This window comes from Pseudomonas sp. MWU12-2020, from assembly GCF_023100605.1.
GTDB lineage: Bacteria > Pseudomonadota > Gammaproteobacteria > Pseudomonadales > Pseudomonadaceae > Aquipseudomonas > Aquipseudomonas fluorescens_H.
This window is the reverse complement of record NZ_JALMEX010000003.1, coordinates 274320-290303: the sequence shown is the minus strand read 5'-3', so window position 1 is coordinate 290303 and position 15984 is coordinate 274320. Positions and strand designations below refer to the sequence as shown.

General features: G+C 60.1%; 13 protein-coding genes. 3 read left to right on the top strand and 10 right to left on the bottom strand.

Annotation, left to right across the window (positions count from 1 at the left end):
* Window positions 1-5 precede the first annotated feature (5 nt).
* Both M0814_RS08680 and M0814_RS08675 read right to left on the bottom strand, forming a co-directional pair.
* Window positions 6-1352: an ATP-binding protein gene (locus M0814_RS08680; protein WP_045122590.1), complete on the bottom strand. Its 1347-nt coding sequence runs from the start codon at window positions 1350-1352 to the stop codon at window positions 6-8.
* Window positions 1349-2026 (bottom strand): response regulator transcription factor, encoded by a 678-nt coding sequence (locus M0814_RS08675; RefSeq protein ID WP_103485452.1) that lies wholly within the window; start codon window positions 2024-2026, stop codon window positions 1349-1351. The genes M0814_RS08680 and M0814_RS08675 overlap by 4 nt, the downstream gene beginning before the upstream one ends.
* Window positions 2027-2246: 220 nt before the next feature.
* Here M0814_RS08675 and M0814_RS08670 point away from each other — a divergent pair, with 220 nt between their 5' ends.
* Window positions 2247-3038: a dienelactone hydrolase family protein gene (locus M0814_RS08670; protein ID WP_103485451.1), complete on the top strand. Its 792-nt coding sequence runs from the start codon at window positions 2247-2249 to the stop codon at window positions 3036-3038.
* Between the two features lie 191 nt (window positions 3039-3229).
* Complete coding sequence (locus tag M0814_RS08665) at window positions 3230-3955, top strand: 4'-phosphopantetheinyl transferase (RefSeq protein ID WP_103485450.1); 726 nt, start codon at window positions 3230-3232, stop codon at window positions 3953-3955.
* 115 nt (window positions 3956-4070) lie between these two features.
* Here the strand turns inward: M0814_RS08665 and M0814_RS08660 are convergent, their stop codons facing one another.
* Both M0814_RS08660 and M0814_RS08655 read right to left on the bottom strand, forming a co-directional pair.
* On the bottom strand, window positions 4071-5681 hold the full coding sequence (locus M0814_RS08660; protein ID WP_003227208.1) for an ATP-binding protein: 1611 nt from the start codon (window positions 5679-5681) through the stop codon (window positions 4071-4073).
* Window positions 5678-6400 carry a response regulator gene (locus M0814_RS08655; protein WP_103485449.1) on the bottom strand — a complete coding sequence of 241 codons (723 nt, stop codon included), beginning with the start codon at window positions 6398-6400 and terminating at the stop codon, window positions 5678-5680. Before M0814_RS08655 ends, M0814_RS08660 begins: the two co-directional genes overlap by 4 nt.
* Before the next feature lie 848 nt (window positions 6401-7248).
* On the opposite strand from M0814_RS08655, the gene M0814_RS08650 reads away from it, so the two are divergent.
* Complete coding sequence (locus M0814_RS08650; RefSeq protein ID WP_003227212.1) at window positions 7249-10143, top strand: ribonucleoside-diphosphate reductase subunit alpha; 2895 nt, start codon at window positions 7249-7251, stop codon at window positions 10141-10143.
* A 637-nt stretch (window positions 10144-10780) separates the two neighbouring features.
* Here the strand turns inward: M0814_RS08650 and flgE are convergent.
* The 6 genes from flgE to M0814_RS08620 all read right to left on the bottom strand — a co-directional run bounded on the left by flgE (window position 10781) and on the right by M0814_RS08620 (window position 15915).
* On the bottom strand, window positions 10781-12112 hold the full coding sequence (gene flgE, locus M0814_RS08645; RefSeq protein ID WP_103486416.1) for a flagellar hook protein FlgE: 1332 nt from the start codon (window positions 12110-12112) through the stop codon (window positions 10781-10783).
* A 30-nt stretch (window positions 12113-12142) separates the two neighbouring features.
* Window positions 12143-12868, bottom strand: coding sequence for a flagellar hook assembly protein FlgD (gene flgD, locus M0814_RS08640; protein ID WP_003227214.1), 726 nt, complete (start codon window positions 12866-12868; stop codon window positions 12143-12145).
* Between the two features lie 15 nt (window positions 12869-12883).
* Window positions 12884-13327: a flagellar basal body rod protein FlgC gene (gene flgC / locus M0814_RS08635; protein WP_003227217.1), complete on the bottom strand. Its 444-nt coding sequence runs from the start codon at window positions 13325-13327 to the stop codon at window positions 12884-12886.
* 3 nt (window positions 13328-13330) lie between these two features.
* The gene (flgB, locus tag M0814_RS08630; RefSeq protein WP_003227219.1) at window positions 13331-13738 is read right to left on the bottom strand and encodes a flagellar basal body rod protein FlgB; all 408 of its coding nucleotides are present in this window, start codon (window positions 13736-13738) and stop codon (window positions 13331-13333) included.
* Between the two features lie 370 nt (window positions 13739-14108).
* A complete protein-coding gene (gene cheR / locus M0814_RS08625; protein ID WP_003227220.1) occupies window positions 14109-14936 on the bottom strand; it encodes a protein-glutamate O-methyltransferase CheR in 828 nt (275 codons plus the stop codon).
* 46 nt (window positions 14937-14982) lie between these two features.
* Entirely contained in the window at window positions 14983-15915 is a 933-nt protein-coding gene (locus M0814_RS08620; protein ID WP_003227223.1) for a chemotaxis protein CheV, read from the bottom strand.
* Between the last annotated feature and the right edge of the window lie 69 nt (window positions 15916-15984).

Sequence of the window (15984 nt, the reverse complement as noted above, 5' to 3'; positions counted from 1 at the left end):
GCCGACTAAACCGCAGGAAACTGAATCCTGAACGCCGCCCCGCCCATCGGTGAATCCCCGAGCATCAGTTTGGCGTTGTAGCTCTCGATAATGTCCTTGACCACCGCCAGGCCGATGCCCTGCCCGGGGTGCTGTCGATCCAGACGCTCGCCACGCTCCAGAATCCGCGCCCGTTGATTCGGCGGTACGCCCGGGCCGTCGTCTTCGATGCACAACTCGGTCCCGGCCAGACTCTCGCGAACGCTGATGCGCACTTCGCCCAGACACAGGCGATAGGCGTTCTCCAGCAGGTTGCCCATCATCTCCAGCAAAGCGCCCTGCTCGATCGGCACATAGCAGTGCTCCGGCAGATCGAAGGCCACCCGCACACGTTTGTCGCGGTAGACCTTGTCCAGTGTGTCGCACAGGCTTTTGAGCACCGGCTGCAGACGGACCTGGTGGCGCACCAGCCCGCTTTTGCGCAGGCTGGCGCGTTGCAGTTGGTAGCTGATCTGCTGACTCATGCGCTCGATCTGGGTTTGCAGCACCCAGGCTTGATCACGATCTTCGGGACGTTTCGCCATGTCTTCGCTGACCCCTTGCAACACCGCCAGAGGGGTTTTCAGGCTGTGCGCCAGATCATCGAGAGAGTCGCGGTAGCGGCTGCGCTGCTGGCGTTCGCTGAGCAGCAAACGGTTGAGCGAGCCGGTCAGGCGCAGCAGTTCGCGCGGGTGCTGCTCGGTGAGGCTTTCGCGGGTGCCGCTTTCGATTTCGTCGAGTTCCTGGCTGAGCTGGCGCAGCGCCTTGAGGCCCCAGGTCAGGCCGATCCACAACAGCGCCAGCAACACCAGCAATGCGGCACCGAAGCCCAGATAGAGATTTTCGCGCAGGCCTTCGAGGGTGTTTTCGTATTCACGCACCGGTTGCAGGGCAACGATACTGAACGCGGCACTTTTACCGCCAAGCAGTTTGACTTCGACGTCGTAGACGAAGAACTCCTGACCGTCGCTCTCGCGGATCCGCGCGAACTCGTTACCCATGCCGTCGTAACGCGGCTTGTAGTTGATCTGCTCTTCCTGCGTGCCTTTCGAGCGCCAGACCAGTTTGCCTTCGCGATCGTAGATGTAGCCGAGCAAGCGGTTGTCGGTGAGGTTGAAACGCTCATCGGGCAATTGCGCCGGCATCATCAGGCGGCCGTTCTCGATGCGGGCGGCAGAGATCAGCGTGGTGGCGTCCGAAGCCAGCCGCTGCTCGATCGAGTCCTGCAACGCCAGGCTGAACGCGCCCTGCATGGCGGGGAGCAAGCCGAGCATGAACAACACCGCCAACGTGGTGGCGGCGAGCATCAAGCGAACGCGAAGAGAACGAATCAAGTGCAAGGCTCATTGAACAGATAGCCGAGACCGCGCACGGTATCGATCGGCTTGAACCCGCGCGTGCCTTCGAGCTTGCGGCGCAGGCGGCCGACCAGCACTTCGATCACGTTCGGATCGCGCTCGTCGTCGTCCGGATAGAGCTGCTCCATCAAGCGATCCTTGGGCACCACTTGCTGGTGGTGGCGCATCAGGTATTCGAGGATGCGGTATTCGTAGGCAGTCAGCGCCAGCGGCTCTTCATCCAGCGATGCCTGCTTGCGATTGAGGTCCAGCAACAGCGGTCCGGCGACGATGGTGGACTGGGTGAACCCGCTGGAGCGACGCAGCAAGGCGTTGAGTCGTGCATCGAGTTCTTCGAACTGGAACGGCTTGACCACGTAATCGTCGGCACCGGCGGCCAGGCCTTCGACCTTGTCCTGCCAGTTGCCGCGCGCAGTGAGGATCAGCACCGGAAACGTCTTGCCGGTCGAGCGCAACTGCCGGATCAAGTCCAGACCGCCCATGCCCGGCAAACCGAGGTCGATGACCGCCAGATCGAAGTTGAACTGCCCGGTCTGGTACAGCGCCTCTTCGGCATTGGCCACGGACTCGACCACATGACCGCTCTCCGTCAGACGGGTTTGCAGGTGATGGCGCAACAGCGCTTCATCTTCGACGACCAACAGTTTCATAACGCTCTCCCGGGTAAATCAAAAGCTCCAACTTCAACAGCATACCTGTGAGAGCGAGTCTGCTCGCGAAGGCGACGGCACGGGCGACGACTTTCTCATTGCTGTTCGACTGGATGCAAGGTTAGCAAGCCGCCCCTGTACCTGCCCTGAACGCTCGTTGAACCTGCACTGAATCAAATCGACTAGGCTGTCCTGACCACTTTCGATAAGGAGACCGACCATGCGCCTGTTCCTCGCCCTCGCCCTGCTCGCGGCCAGCAGTCTGACCAACGCCGCAATCAAGACTCAGGAGATTCCCTACCAGAGTGCCGACGGCACCAGACTGATCGGCTACTACGCCTACGACGACGCGATCAAGGGCAAGCGCCCGGGGATCGTCGTGGTGCATGAATGGTGGGGGCTGAACGACTACGCCAAACGCCGCGCCCGCGACCTCGCTGAGCTGGGCTACAGCGCACTGGCGATCGATATGTACGGCGAAGGCAAGAACACCGAGCACCCCAAGGATGCAATGGCATTCATGCAGGCCGCGACCCAGGATGCCGCCGCCTCCAGCAAGCGCTTCGAGGCCGGGCTGAACCTGCTGAAAAAGCAGCCACAGACCGACGTGAATAAAATCGCCGCCATCGGTTACTGCTTCGGCGGCGGCGTGGTGCTCAACGCGGCGCGTCAGGGCGAGCCGCTGGCGGGCGTGGTGAGTTTCCACGGCGCGCTGGCGACCACCACCCCGGCGACGCCCGGCAGTGTGAAGGCGAAGATTCTGGTCGAGCATGGTGCGCTGGACAGCATGGTCACCCCGGCCAACGTCACCGCATTCAAATCCGAGATGGACAAGGCCGGCGCCGACTACACATTCGTCAGCCTCGACGGCGCCAAGCATGGTTTCACCAATCCCGATGCCGATCGTTTGAGCCACGGTGAACACGGTGGCCCGGATATCGGCTACAACAAAGCGGCCGATGAAAAATCCTGGGCGGACATGAAAGCGTTCTTCCAGAAAATCTTTGGCTGACATTGCCCCTGTGGCGAGGGAGCTTGCTCCCGCTCGGCGGCAAAGCCGTCGCAAAAACCTGCCGATGCGGTTTACCTGACAGACCTCGTCCACAGTTTTGGGGGGCTTTGCCCCCAGCGGGAGCAAGCTCCCTCGCCACAAAAGTGTGCAGCCTCTACCCAGTCGCGGCTTCAACCGGCAAAATGCCCGCCATGAATTCCAGCCCGATCCTCCCCACCTGCTGCACCGCGCTCGACGCTCACTGGCCGTTGCCCAGCGTGCTGCGCGAGACCGTCCTGTTGAGCACCCGTTTCGACCCGAAACAATTGCTCGGCGACGACTTCCAGCGCAGTGCCATCGAGCCGCCGCCGAGCATTCAGCGTTCGGTTGCCAAGCGCCAGGCAGAGTTTCTTGCCGGGCGGATTTGCGCCCGGGCGGCGTTGCAGCAACTGGAAGGCTCAAGCGTGATTCCGGCGATTGGCGAAGACCGTGCACCGGTATGGCCGGCGCACATCTGCGGCTCGATCACCCACAGCACCGGGCGTGCGGCGGCGATTGTCGCCAACAAGCAGCATTGGCGTGGCTTGGGCATGGACCTGGAAAACCTGCTCGACACCGACCGCGCCGAACGCCTGGCCGGGGAGATCCTGACGCCTGCGGAACTGCAGCGCATGGCCGCCGGTTCGAGGGAACAACTGGCGTTGCTGGTGACGCTGACGTTTTCGGTGAAAGAAAGCCTGTTCAAGGCGTTGTACCCGATTGTGCAGAAGCGCTTTTATTTCGAGCACGCCGAGGTGCTGGAGTGGACAGAGCAAGGGCAGGTTCGGTTGCGTTTGCTGACTGACTTGTCTGGCGAATGGCGTCATGGCACCGAGCTGGAAGCGCAATTTGGGGTGCAGGATGGGCAGTTGCTGAGTCTGGCCAGCATTCCGGCCTGAGGATTTTTCAGCCTGTCCCGCCGCCTTCGCGAGCAAGCCCGCTCCCACCCTTGAAATGCATTCCCCTGTGGGAGCGGGCTTGCTCGCGAAGGCATCATCCCTGCCACCACAAAACTCAGCGGCGTTCCTGATTCCGCGGCCAACTCAGACTGAAGCAGGCCCCGCCCAGACTCTTGCTCTTGTTGATCAGCGCCCGGCCGTCATGCCAATGGATGATCCGCCGCACAATCGACAGCCCCAGCCCATGCCCGCCCGACGCCCGGGTACGGCTGTCATCCAGACGCAGAAACGGCGTGAAGATGCGCTCCCACGCCACCTCCGGCACGCCCGGCCCGTCATCCTCGACATCGACCCGGCAGCGCAACTGCCCGACCTGATAACTCACCGTGACTTTCGAGCGCGCATGGCGCATCGCGTTGCTCACCAGATTCTGCAACGCCCGGTGCAGGAAGCGCGGTTCGGCCTCGACCCAGGCGCCGTCGTTATCGGTGGATGACAGGCACATACCACGCTGCACCGTGACCCCGGCACGCAACGGCGCCAGCTCTTCGATCACCTGATTGACCAGCGCATCGAGGTCGATGCGCTGAAAGGTCAGCGCCGGCGAGCCCTGCTCCAGTCGCGCGTAGGTGAGCATCTCGTCCACCAGCTTATCGAGATCCTCGATGTCGTGATCCATGCCCTCGCGGTACTTCTCCAGCGCCTGCGGGGTGGTGGCCGAGCCGATCATCTCCAGGCCGAAACGCAGGCGCGCCACCGGAGTACGCAACTCATGGGACACCGCGCGCACCAGTTCGCGCTGGATCGCCAGCAATTGCTGCAAGTGCTCGGCCATGCCGTTGAACGCTGCCGCCAGCCGCCCTACCGAGTCAGCGCCCCGGGCCGGCACGCGGGTTTCCAGGCTGCCCTTGGCGATGCGCGTGGCGGCGGCTTCGAGGCCGCGCAAACGCCGTTCGAGCTGGCGCACCAACAGGTAAACGATCAGGCCGATCAGACTCAGGCCGAGCACGGCGATCAGCACCAGCCATTGCGGCGGGTACGGATTCATCTGATACAGCGGGCCGATTTCCAGCACCCACGGCGTGCCGACCATGCCGGCAAACACCCGGATCGAGTCACCACCCTTGCCCAGCGCCATCACCGTGTCGCCCTCGGACACGCGGCGGCTCTGGTCTTCGTCCATGTCGGCCTCATTGACCGTGACCAGTCGCAGATCAAAACCGAAGCCCTTCTCTTCCTTTAACTGCGCCAGCCGCTTGGGTTGTTCGCCCACCGGAAAACGCACCAGCTCATCGGCCAGCAGATAAATGGTCGCACGGGCCAGTTGTTCGCTGATCTGTTGCACGTCGCCGGTGAGCAGCAACTGTTCCTTGTCGCTGACCAGTCGATAGACCCGCGCAGCATGCGGGCCGGTCTGCTCCACCAACGCTTGACCGCGTTGCACCCGGGTGCGCTGTGACAAGTCCAGATCAGTCTCGGAAAACTTCTTCAGCGCCAGCGGAATCCCCAGCAGCCGCTCCCACACCAACAGCGCCCGATGGCGCTCGGTTTCGTTCATCGGTTGCAGGTTGTCGGCCATCAGCGAAAACGTGCCGTGGGCGAGGCGCTCGCGGTACTGCTCGCTGCGCACCTGATTGAGCAGGTGCAGCGCCAGCACACCAAGCACCGCCACCAGAATCAGCGCCGCGCACATGCCGCCGTAGATGCGCAGGAAGATCGAGTTCACAGCGCCAGGTCTACGCAAGCTTCAGGGACGAACAGATAGCCTTTGCTGCGGATAGTCTTGATCAGGCGCGGGTGGTCGGGGTCGTCGCCGATTTTCGGGCGAATGCGCGAGATACGCACGTCGATCGAGCGGTCCTGGCCGTCGTAACCGATGCCCCGCAGCGCAGTAAAGATCTCTTCGCGAGAGAGGATTCGCCCGGCATTCGACACCAGCAGCCAGAGCAGGTCGAATTCGGCGCTGGTCAGTTCGATGCCGCTGTCGCTGAGCCAGGCTTCGCGCAAGGCGTTGTCCACCACCAGCGGGCCGAATTGCAGGCGACGGCTTTTCTCCGCGACGGGTTCGGCTGTGTCACTGCGTCGCAGCAAGGCCTGAATCCGCGCCAGCAACAGCCGTGGACGCACCGGTTTGCACACGTAATCGTCGGCGCCGAGGTCGAGGCCCTGGATCTGGTCGGCATCGTCGGTGCGCGCGGTGAGCATCAGGATCGGCCCGTCATAACGGTCACGCACCTTGCGGCAGATGCTCAGACCGTCTTCACCGGGCAGCATCAGGTCGAGGATCACCAGGTCCGGCTGCTCCTTGATGATCCGCGCCGCCGCCAGCGCGCCGTTGCCTTCAATCTCCACCTGCAATCCATTGGCCTGCAGGTATTCGCGGGTGAGTTCGGCCAGACGCTGGTCGTCCTCGACTATCAATACCTGCCAGGCTTCTTGCTCCACCAGTGACCTCTGCTTGCTGTTTTTATTAATAAGGAAGAATGCTCGGCCTGACTCAATTCCCCTGTGGGAGCGGGCTTGCTCGCGAAGACGGCGGCATGGTCAACATGGATATTGCCTGACCCACCGCTTTCGCGAGCAAGCCGCTCCCACATTTCTCCCGTCTTTTTGTCATCTTTCGGGAGGATAAGAATGGGTAAACACCGCCCGATTGTATAAACGGCGTACAACCAGAACACAAGTCGCCAAATGCGTTCGGACAACCCGGTTTTTTGTGATAGGGTTCGCGCCCTTAAAAATCCGCTGAAGCGTTTTTCCCGAGTGAAAAACAGTGACAAACGGTCTAGCTCAGCAGGTTCGCGGCCTACACGGGAATTCCTGGTTTCTTACACAATTTACGCACAGGCTTATCCACAGCTAGTACGTTGCAAGCCCCCTTGAAACGCATTATCTTGTAGCACGGCGCAAGGAGAGACCCTACATATAGGGTTTTCCGCTCAAACGCCCAACCACATTTCGGACCTGAAACTCAAGCGCTTTATTGCCGGTTTCCGGTTGAACCAAGCAAGTTTTTCAAAGCCCAAACCGCACTTGCGGATGGCACCGTTTTTTAGGTTGGAAACGACCGGAACGGTACGGGTGTTGCAGTCATGACTGTCACCCTGGAAGGAATCCGGCTCGAGCCCTGGCTCGCAGCCAAAAACTTCGGCAAGGATGCGGCGTCATTAGCCTTTTTCCTACTGGTCCGAAGTTGTTATGCCCGACGCCCGTCGGTTGTAGTGCTTCGGACCAGAACGGTGAGCACCATGATGGTGCCCAAACAAACATAGAGAATGTGGAGATCACCCCCCATGCAAACCGACACAACTCGCGAGAACCCGCAGGGCACCTTGCCGCAGGCCGCCGATTCGAATTCGGATCTGGCTGCCACCGCGCCTGGTCAACTGCGCGTGATCAAGCGTAATGGCACTGTCGTTCCTTACACCGATGACAAGATCACCGTCGCTATCACCAAAGCGTTTCTCGCAGTTGAGGGCGGCACCGCTGCCGCTTCGTCGCGAATCCACGACACCGTTGCCCGTCTGACCGAACAAGTCACCGCGACCTTCAAGCGTCGCATGCCGTCGGGCGGCACCATCCACATCGAAGAAATCCAGGACCAGGTCGAACTGGCCCTGATGCGTGCCGGCGAGCAGAAAGTCGCTCGTGACTACGTGATCTACCGTGACGGCCGTTCGAAAGAACGCGCTGCCCACGCTCCGGTCGAAGCTGCGGTCGACGCGCACCCGTCGATCCGTATCACCCGCGCCGACGGCAGCCTTGCGCCGCTGGACATGGGCCGCCTGAACACCATCGTCACCGAAGCCTGCGAAGGCCTGGCTGAAGTCGATGGCGACCTGATCCAGCGCGAAACCCTGAAGAACCTTTACGACGGCGTGGCCCTGAACGACGTCAACACCGCACTGGTGATGACCGCGCGTACCCTGGTTGAACGTGAGCCGAACTACTCGTTCGTGACCGCGCGCCTGCTGATGGACACCCTGCGTGCCGAAGGCCTGGGCTTCCTGGGTGTGGCCGAAAGCGCCACTCACCACGAAATGGCCGAGCTGTACGCCAAGGCGCTGCCAGCCTACGTTGCCAAAGGTATCGAGTTCGAACTGCTGAACCCTGTGCTGGCCACCTTCGACCTGGAAAAACTGGGCAAGGCGATCAACCACGAGCGTGATCAGCAATTCACCTACCTGGGCCTGCAGACCCTGTACGACCGTTACTTCATCCACAAGGATGGCGTGCGTTTCGAACTGCCGCAGATCTTCTTCATGCGCGTGGCCATGGGCCTGGCAATCGAAGAGAAGCAGAAAGAAGACCGTGCGATCGAGTTCTACAACCTGTTGTCGTCCTTCGACTACATGGCGTCGACTCCGACCCTGTTCAACGCCGGTACCCTGCGTCCACAGCTGTCGAGCTGCTACCTGACCACCGTTCCGGACGACCTGTCGGGCATCTACCACGCGATCCACGACAACGCCATGCTGTCGAAATTCGCTGGCGGCCTGGGCAACGACTGGACCCCGGTTCGTGCACTGGGTTCGTACATCAAAGGCACCAACGGCAAGTCGCAAGGCGTGGTGCCGTTCCTGAAAGTGGTGAACGACACCGCTGTAGCCGTTAACCAGGGTGGCAAGCGCAAAGGCGCTGTGTGTGCCTACCTGGAAACCTGGCACATGGACATCGAAGAGTTCATCGAACTGCGCAAGAACACCGGTGATGATCGTCGTCGTACCCACGACATGAACACCGCCAACTGGATCCCTGACCTGTTCATGAAGCGCGTCTTCGATGACGGCAAGTGGACCCTGTTCTCGCCATCCGAAGTTCCGGACCTGCACGACCTGACCGGTAAAGCCTTCGAAGAGCGCTACGAGTACTACGAAGCCCTCACCGAGTACCCGGGCAAGGTCAAGCTGTTCAAGACCATCCAGGCCAAAGACCTGTGGCGCAAGATGCTGTCCATGCTGTTCGAAACCGGCCACCCATGGCTGACGTTCAAAGACCCGTGCAACCTGCGTAGCCCGCAGCAGCACGTCGGCGTGGTTCACAGCTCGAACCTGTGCACCGAGATCACCTTGAACACCAACAAGGACGAGATCGCCGTTTGCAACCTGGGCTCGATCAACCTGCCGAACCACATCGTCGACGGCAAGCTGGACACCGCCAAGCTGCAACGCACCGTGAACACTGCCGTGCGCATGCTCGACAACGTGATCGACATCAACTACTACTCGGTGCCGCAAGCGAAGAACTCCAACTTCCGCCACCGTCCGGTCGGCCTGGGCATCATGGGCTTCCAGGACGCGCTGTACCTGCAGCACATCCCTTACGGTTCCGACGCTGCCGTCGAGTTCGCCGACAAGTCGATGGAAGCGGTCAGCTACTACGCGATCCAGGCGTCCTGCGACCTGGCAGACGAGCGTGGTGCTTACGAGACCTTCAACGGTTCGCTGTGGTCCAAAGGCATCCTGCCACTGGATTCGCAACAGATCCTGATCGAGCAACGTGGCCAGAAGTACATCGACGTTGACCTGAACGAAACCCTGGACTGGGCACCGGTTCGCGCCCGTGTGCAGAAAGGCATTCGTAACTCCAACATCATGGCCATCGCACCGACCGCGACCATCGCCAACATCACCGGCGTCTCGCAGTCGATCGAACCGACCTACCAGAACCTGTATGTGAAATCGAACCTGTCGGGCGAATTCACCGTGATCAACCCGTACCTGGTTCGCGACCTCAAGGCGCGCGGTCTGTGGGACTCGGTCATGATCAACGACCTGAAGTACTACGACGGTTCGGTGCAGCAGATCGAGCGCATCCCGCAAGAACTCAAAGAGCTCTACGCGACCGCGTTCGAAGTGGACACCAAGTGGATCGTTGACGCCGCCAGCCGTCGTCAGAAGTGGATCGACCAGGCCCAGTCGCTGAACCTGTACATCGCCGGCGCCTCGGGCAAGAAGCTCGACGTGACCTACCGCATGGCCTGGTACCGTGGCCTGAAAACCACCTACTACCTCCGTGCCCTGGCCGCGACCAGCACCGAGAAGTCGACCATCAACACCGGCAAGCTGAACGCTGTTTCCAGCGGCGGCAACCACGGCGACGATTCGGTTCTGGCAGCTCCTGCAGGTCCGGCTCCAGTGCCAAAGGCTTGCGCGATCGACGAGCCGGATTGCGAAGCTTGCCAATAAGCTGAGCTGAGTCAGGCGTCGCGAGGCGCCTGATCTCTCCAGGCAAAAGAAACCCCCGACAGACTTCTGGTTTGTCGGGGGTTTTCTTTTGCCCGCCATTTACCTGTAGGAGCTGTCGAGAGCAACGAGGCTGCGATCTTTTGATCTTCAGTGCTGCTGCCACAGATCAAAAGATCAAAAGATCGCAGCCTTCGGCAGCTCCTACAGAGGATGAGTCCACCGCATACGCTTTTCACCTCTCAACAGGATGAGCGCAAGCTCGGCTGCAGCACTTGATCTTGCCGTACCGGCCCCGTCGGCAGGCTGAGTGGAGGGGTTTATCCGGGGGTGGGAGCGCAGCGACCGTTTGGCGAAGCCAAACACATCGAGAGGAGGTGCAGCGAAGCAAACCGGAGGCGATGCCCCCCGGATGAATTCCGCAGCGAAGGAACCCGAGCCTAAGCGAGGGCCGAACGCTGGGGCCAAGCCTTTTGGTTACTTTTTGGCGTCTGAAAAAGTGACTCGCCGTAAGGGCGAAACCGCCAGCCGCAGCACCCAAAGAACCGGATATTCACCCAATCAAAACAGCTGCCACCCAATAGCCGCCCACAAAAAAGCCCCTCAAAAAGAGGGGCTCTTGCACAACCAGAAACCGCAATCAGGTCATCTGAATGATGGTCTGCATGATGGTGCTCTGAGTCGAAATGGTCTTGGCGTTCGCCTGATAGTTGCTCTGGCCCTTGATCAGGTCCACCAGCTCGTTGGTCAGGTTAACGTTGGACTCTTCCAGCGAGTTGGACGCGATCGAACCCAGGGTACCGGTTTCCGGCGCATCGTAACCCGGGATACCCGAAGCGAAAGTCTCTTTCCAGCTAGTACCGCCGACAGCCTGCAGGCCTTGTTCGTTGGTGAAGCTGGCCAGCGCGACCTGGCCGATGGCCTTGCTCTGGTTGTTGCTGAAGTTGGCGAACAGCGTACCGGTACCGTCGATGGTCAGGTTGGTGATCTGGCCAGTGGCGTAACCGTCCTGAGTCGGGATCGAACGCGCGGTATCAGCGTTGAACTGAGTGGTCTTGGCCATGGAAATGGTCACGCCATTGGTATTGGCAGACGCGCCGTTAGGCGTGAAGGTGCCGTTAGTCACGGTACCCGGTACCCAGCCGGTCAACTTCAAGTCACTGCTGATGATCGGGTTGGCCGGGTCCGCCGGGTTAGGCGTGCTGACCTGAGTCAGGTTACCCGAACTGTCGAACGTCAGCGTCGAAGCAGTCGGGGCGGTCTTGGTTGGATCGCTGCCGGTTGCATCCGGATTGCGCCCGTCCACCAGGGTGTAGACCTTCCAGGTGTTTTGGCCGGTTTTCACCATGTACTGATCCATGACGTGCGAGTTGCCCTGAGAGTCATAGATCGGTGTGCTGAACGACTTGGTGTAGGTTTCGAGTTTTGCCGGGTCGAACTTGCCTGCCGCCACTGTGTCGTCGATCACTGGGGCCGACGAGTTCAGGTTGATGGACGAAGTCACCAGCGAAGTCGATTTCGGCGCCAGGTTCGAGGTGTCGATCTTCAGGTCGGTCAACACGCCGTTGATGATCTTGCCGTTGGCATCCACACCATAACCTTGCAGGCGCGAGGTGTAGTCGGTGTTGGTGATGAAGCCGTTATTATCGACCTTGAACGTACCGGCACGGGTGTAGGTGATCGCGCCGTTGTTGCTCATGGTGAAGAAACCGGAACCGTTGATACCCATGTCCAGCACGTTACCGGTGTTGTTGATGTCACCCTGGGTGAACTGCTGGGAGACGTTGGCCAGGCGCACACCGTTGCCGATGACCTTGCTGCCGCTACCCAGGCGAGTGGCCGAGTAGACGTCTTCGAATTCTGCACGGGACGATTTGAAACCGGCGGTCGCGACGTTGGCGATGTTGTTGCCGGTCACGTCCAGTTGTTTGTTGGCTGCATAGAGACCGCTAAGGCCGATATTGAAAGACATATTCCACTCCTTTGTGCCGGTTAGTCGGCTCTATATACCAATGGTTTGTACTTTGGACAGGGCAACGGTGCCCTTGCCGGACAGGTTGAGCATCAGCTCGCCACCGGTCTGGCTGATGGTCACACTGTTGACCGTGGCTGGCAGATAGGTCGCCATATCGGTCGAGGTGCCATTGATCGATGCGTTGGCCTTTACGGTGTAGGTACCGGTCTTGACCAGATTGCCGTCCTTGTCCTTGCCGTCCCAGGTGAAGCTCGCGCTGCCTGCGGCGCGACTGCCCAGATCGATGGTGCGAACGACCGTGCCGCTGCTGTCGGTAATGCTGACGGTGCCGCCGGCAATCGACGACGGAACGGTGACCGAACCGGTCATGCCTTTGCTCGGGTCGTCCAATTGAACGGTGTTGGTCTGCACGATCACGTTGCGGCCCACCAGCGACGACGCCTGAAGGGCCTGCGAGGAGTTGTAGTTGCCGGCCAGCGAGCTGACGGTGCTGTTAAGCGTGGTGATGCCTTCCAGACTGCTGAACTGCGCCAACTGCGCAACGAACGCGCTGTTGTCCTGCGGATCGAGCGGGTTCTGGTTTTTCAGCTGGGTGACCAGCAATTGCAGGAACGCATCCTTGCCCAGCGCCTGGCCGCCGGTGGAACTGTTAGTCGCAGAAGCAATGCCATCGGCGGTCGAACTGGTCTTTTTCGACGAGTTCGCCAGGATGTCATTCATGCTCAAGCTGCTGGTGGTATCGGAAACACTCATGGCAGTCGCCCCTTATTACTGACCGAGGGTCAGCACCTTCTGCATCATGGTTTTGGCGGTGTTCATCATTTCGGCGTTGGTCTGGAACGACCGGCTCGCGGAAATCATGTCAGCCATTTCTTCCACCACGTTGACGTTCGGGTAGTAGACGTAGCCCTTGGCGTCAGCGGCCGGATGGTTCGGCTCGTAGCGCGCTTCGAGGTTGCTCTGGTCTTCGACCACGCCAAGCACCTGTACGCCCTGCCCTGCGGCGTCCTGGCTCTGGAACAGCGAGTTGCTGCCGCTGTTCTGGCCGCCCTGGAACATGGTGGCGAACACCGGGTGACGGGCGCGGTAGGTCTGGTCGATGCTCGATGAGACGGTTTCGGCGTTGGCGATGTTCGAAGCCACGGTGTTCAGACGCGTGGTTTGTGCGCTCATGCCGCTGCCGGCAATGTTGAAAACGCTGGACAGGGACATGGATTACTCTCCGCGCAGGGCTGACACCAGCCCTTTGAATTTGCTGTTGAGCAGAGTGAAGCTGGCCTGGAAGCCGACCGCGTTTTCCGCGTAATTCGACTGCTCGAGCTGAGCGTCCACGGTGTTCTGGTCGATCGAAGGCTGCATCGGCGTGCGATACATCAGCGACTCGTCGCCATTGCCCACGCCTTCAGCTTCGATGTGACGGCTGTTGGTCATGTTCAGGGCGATAGTGCCGTTGGCGTTCTTCTGGCTCTGTGCTTCGAGCACTTTGGAGAAGTCCAGATCCCGAGCCTTGTAGTTCGGGGTATCGGCGTTGGCGATGTTGTTGGCCAACACTTCGGCGCGCTGGGCGCGGAAGCCCAATGCCTTTTCGTGAATGCCGAGCGCTTTATCGAAGCTGATGCTCATGTCGGGAACCTTCGGGTGACCGGTTTTTCGTACCTGAGCTTTAGCAAGCCGCGTGCCAATGCGAGAAACCCCCGAAAACCGGGGCTTTGCAGGGCATTGGCAAAGCGGCAATGCCAGAAAAGCGGCAAACGGCTTCCGCTGGCTGCCGCTTTTCTGCCGCTTGCCCTCCCCTCGCACCTACACCACAGACCCACTGTGGGAGCGGGCTTGCTCGCGAAAGCGTCGAGTCAGTCGATATCTGTTTTTCTGACACACTGCCTTCGCGAGCAAGCCCGCTCCCACAGGGGATTTGTGGTGTGTGAGGGAGATAATTCAGGCACAAAAAAACGGGAGTCCCTGAGGACTCCCGTTTTTTGTATTGCCGATGCAATCACTTCGCCTGGTAAATGATCCCCGGACTGCACTGGACCATCTGGTAATGATCCGGCAAACCGTTCAGCGCCTCGGAAGCGCCGAGGAACAGATACCCGCCCGGCTTCAGCGTACTGTGAATGCGCAACAGGATGTCTTTCTTCACCTCGGCGGAGAAGTAGATCAGCACGTTGCGGCAAAACACGATGTCGAACTTGCCCAGACTCGCATAGCTGTCGAGCAGGTTGAACGAGCGGAACTCCACGCGATTCTTGATCGGCGCCTTGACTGCCCAGCGCCCCGGCCCTTTCGGGTCGAAGTAGCGCTGCAGACGATCGGCGGACAAACCGCGACCGATCGCCAGACTGTCGTACTCGCCGGTCTTGCAGTTGTTCAGCATGCTGCCGGACAGGTCGGTGGCAACGATCTGCACACCCATCTTCAACTGACCGAGGTTGCTGCGCTCGAACTCATCGATCGACATCGACAGCGAATACGGCTCCTGACCGGACGAGCACGCCGCCGACCAGATCCGCAGACGCTGGTTGGGACTGGCCTTGATCGCCTCGGGCAGCACCTTGTTCTTCAAGACTTCAAACGGATAGGTGTCACGAAACCACAGGGTTTCGTTGGTCGTCATGGCATCGACCACCTGCTCGCGCAAACCGCTGCGCGGCTGGGTCTGGATGCGCTGTACCAGCTCACCCAGGGACTTGATGCCTTGCTGCTCCATCAGTTTGTTGAGACGGCTCGAGACCAGGTACTGCTTGTTTTCACCGAGCAAAATGCCACAGGCTTTTTCCAGGAAGACCCGGAACTGTTCGAAATCCAAATTACCCGTAGACAATGATGCCGCCTCTTAAATCGTGTTGACCGCCAGGGGCAGAAGGCCCCTAGCTGATATCTGCTGCTTTGATCCGGTCGACTACCCGGGATGCCAGGTCATCAGGACGGAATTTGGCCAGGAAGTCATCGGCACCGACTTTCTTGACCATCGCCTGATTGAATACCCCCGACAACGAAGTATGCAGGATGATATGAAGCTTTTGCATGCGCGGGTCGCTGCGGATCTCCGCCGTCAGGGTGTACCCGTCCATCTCCGGCATCTCGATGTCGGAAATCATCATCAGGAACTCTTCTTCCGGCTTCTTGCCCTCATCGACCAGCTTGCGCAGGTAATCCAGCGCCTGCTTGCCGTCGTTCAGCGCCACCACTTCGACACCGACCGTCTGCAGGCAACGCGTGACCTGCTTGCGCGCCACCGACGAGTCATCGACCGTCAATACCCGCAGCGACAACGCCTTGCTCTGGGTCTCGACATCGACCACACCGACCGAAATCGCCTCGGGGGTCGGCGCGACTTCCGCCAGCACCTTCTCGACGTCGATGATTTCGACTAACTGATTGTCGACTCGAGTCACAGCGGTCAGGTAATGATCGCGCCCCGTGCCCTTGGGCGGCGGATGGATCTCTTCCCAGTTCATGTTGACGATGCGCTCCACCGAGCGAACCAGGAAACCCTGGGTCTTGGTGTTGTACTCCGTGATGATCACGAACGGATTTTTCTTGTCTTTCAACGCCCCGGAACCGGTCGCCATTGCCAGATCAAGGATCGGAATGGTCGCCCCCCGGATATTCGCCACCCCGCACACGACAGGACTGGACTTGGGCATCAACGTCAGCGACGGGCATTGCAGCACTTCCCGCACCTTGAACACGTTGATTCCGTAGAGCTGTTGACCGTCGAGACGGAACAACAACAGCTCCAGGCGATTCTGCCCTACCAGTTGCGTGCGCTGGTTCACCGAATCCATTACACCAGCCATGCCCAGACTCCTACACCAACGCCAAGTGTTGTTGCGACGCACATTCATTGCTAAACGGCACGGCGCTTG

What these genes read in the sequence shown, in the direction of transcription:
- M0814_RS08650 (WP_003227212.1), top strand. Translation starts at nt 7,249, where the DNA reads ATGCAAACCGACACAACTCGCGAGAACCCGCAGGGCACCTTGCCGCAG.
- flgD (WP_003227214.1), bottom strand. Translation starts at nt 12,868, where the DNA reads ATGAGTGTTTCCGATACCACCAGCAGCTTGAGCATGAATGACATCCTG.
- M0814_RS08620 (WP_003227223.1), bottom strand. Translation starts at nt 15,915, where the DNA reads ATGGCTGGTGTAATGGATTCGGTGAACCAGCGCACGCAACTGGTAGGG.
- M0814_RS08665 (WP_103485450.1), top strand. Translation starts at nt 3,230, where the DNA reads ATGAATTCCAGCCCGATCCTCCCCACCTGCTGCACCGCGCTCGACGCT.
- M0814_RS08670 (WP_103485451.1), top strand. Translation starts at nt 2,247, where the DNA reads ATGCGCCTGTTCCTCGCCCTCGCCCTGCTCGCGGCCAGCAGTCTGACC.
- flgB (WP_003227219.1), bottom strand. Translation starts at nt 13,738, where the DNA reads ATGAGCATCAGCTTCGATAAAGCGCTCGGCATTCACGAAAAGGCATTG.
- M0814_RS08675 (WP_103485452.1), bottom strand. Translation starts at nt 2,026, where the DNA reads ATGAAACTGTTGGTCGTCGAAGATGAAGCGCTGTTGCGCCATCACCTG.
- flgE (WP_103486416.1), bottom strand. Translation starts at nt 12,112, where the DNA reads ATGTCTTTCAATATCGGCCTTAGCGGTCTCTATGCAGCCAACAAACAA.
- flgC (WP_003227217.1), bottom strand. Translation starts at nt 13,327, where the DNA reads ATGTCCCTGTCCAGCGTTTTCAACATTGCCGGCAGCGGCATGAGCGCA.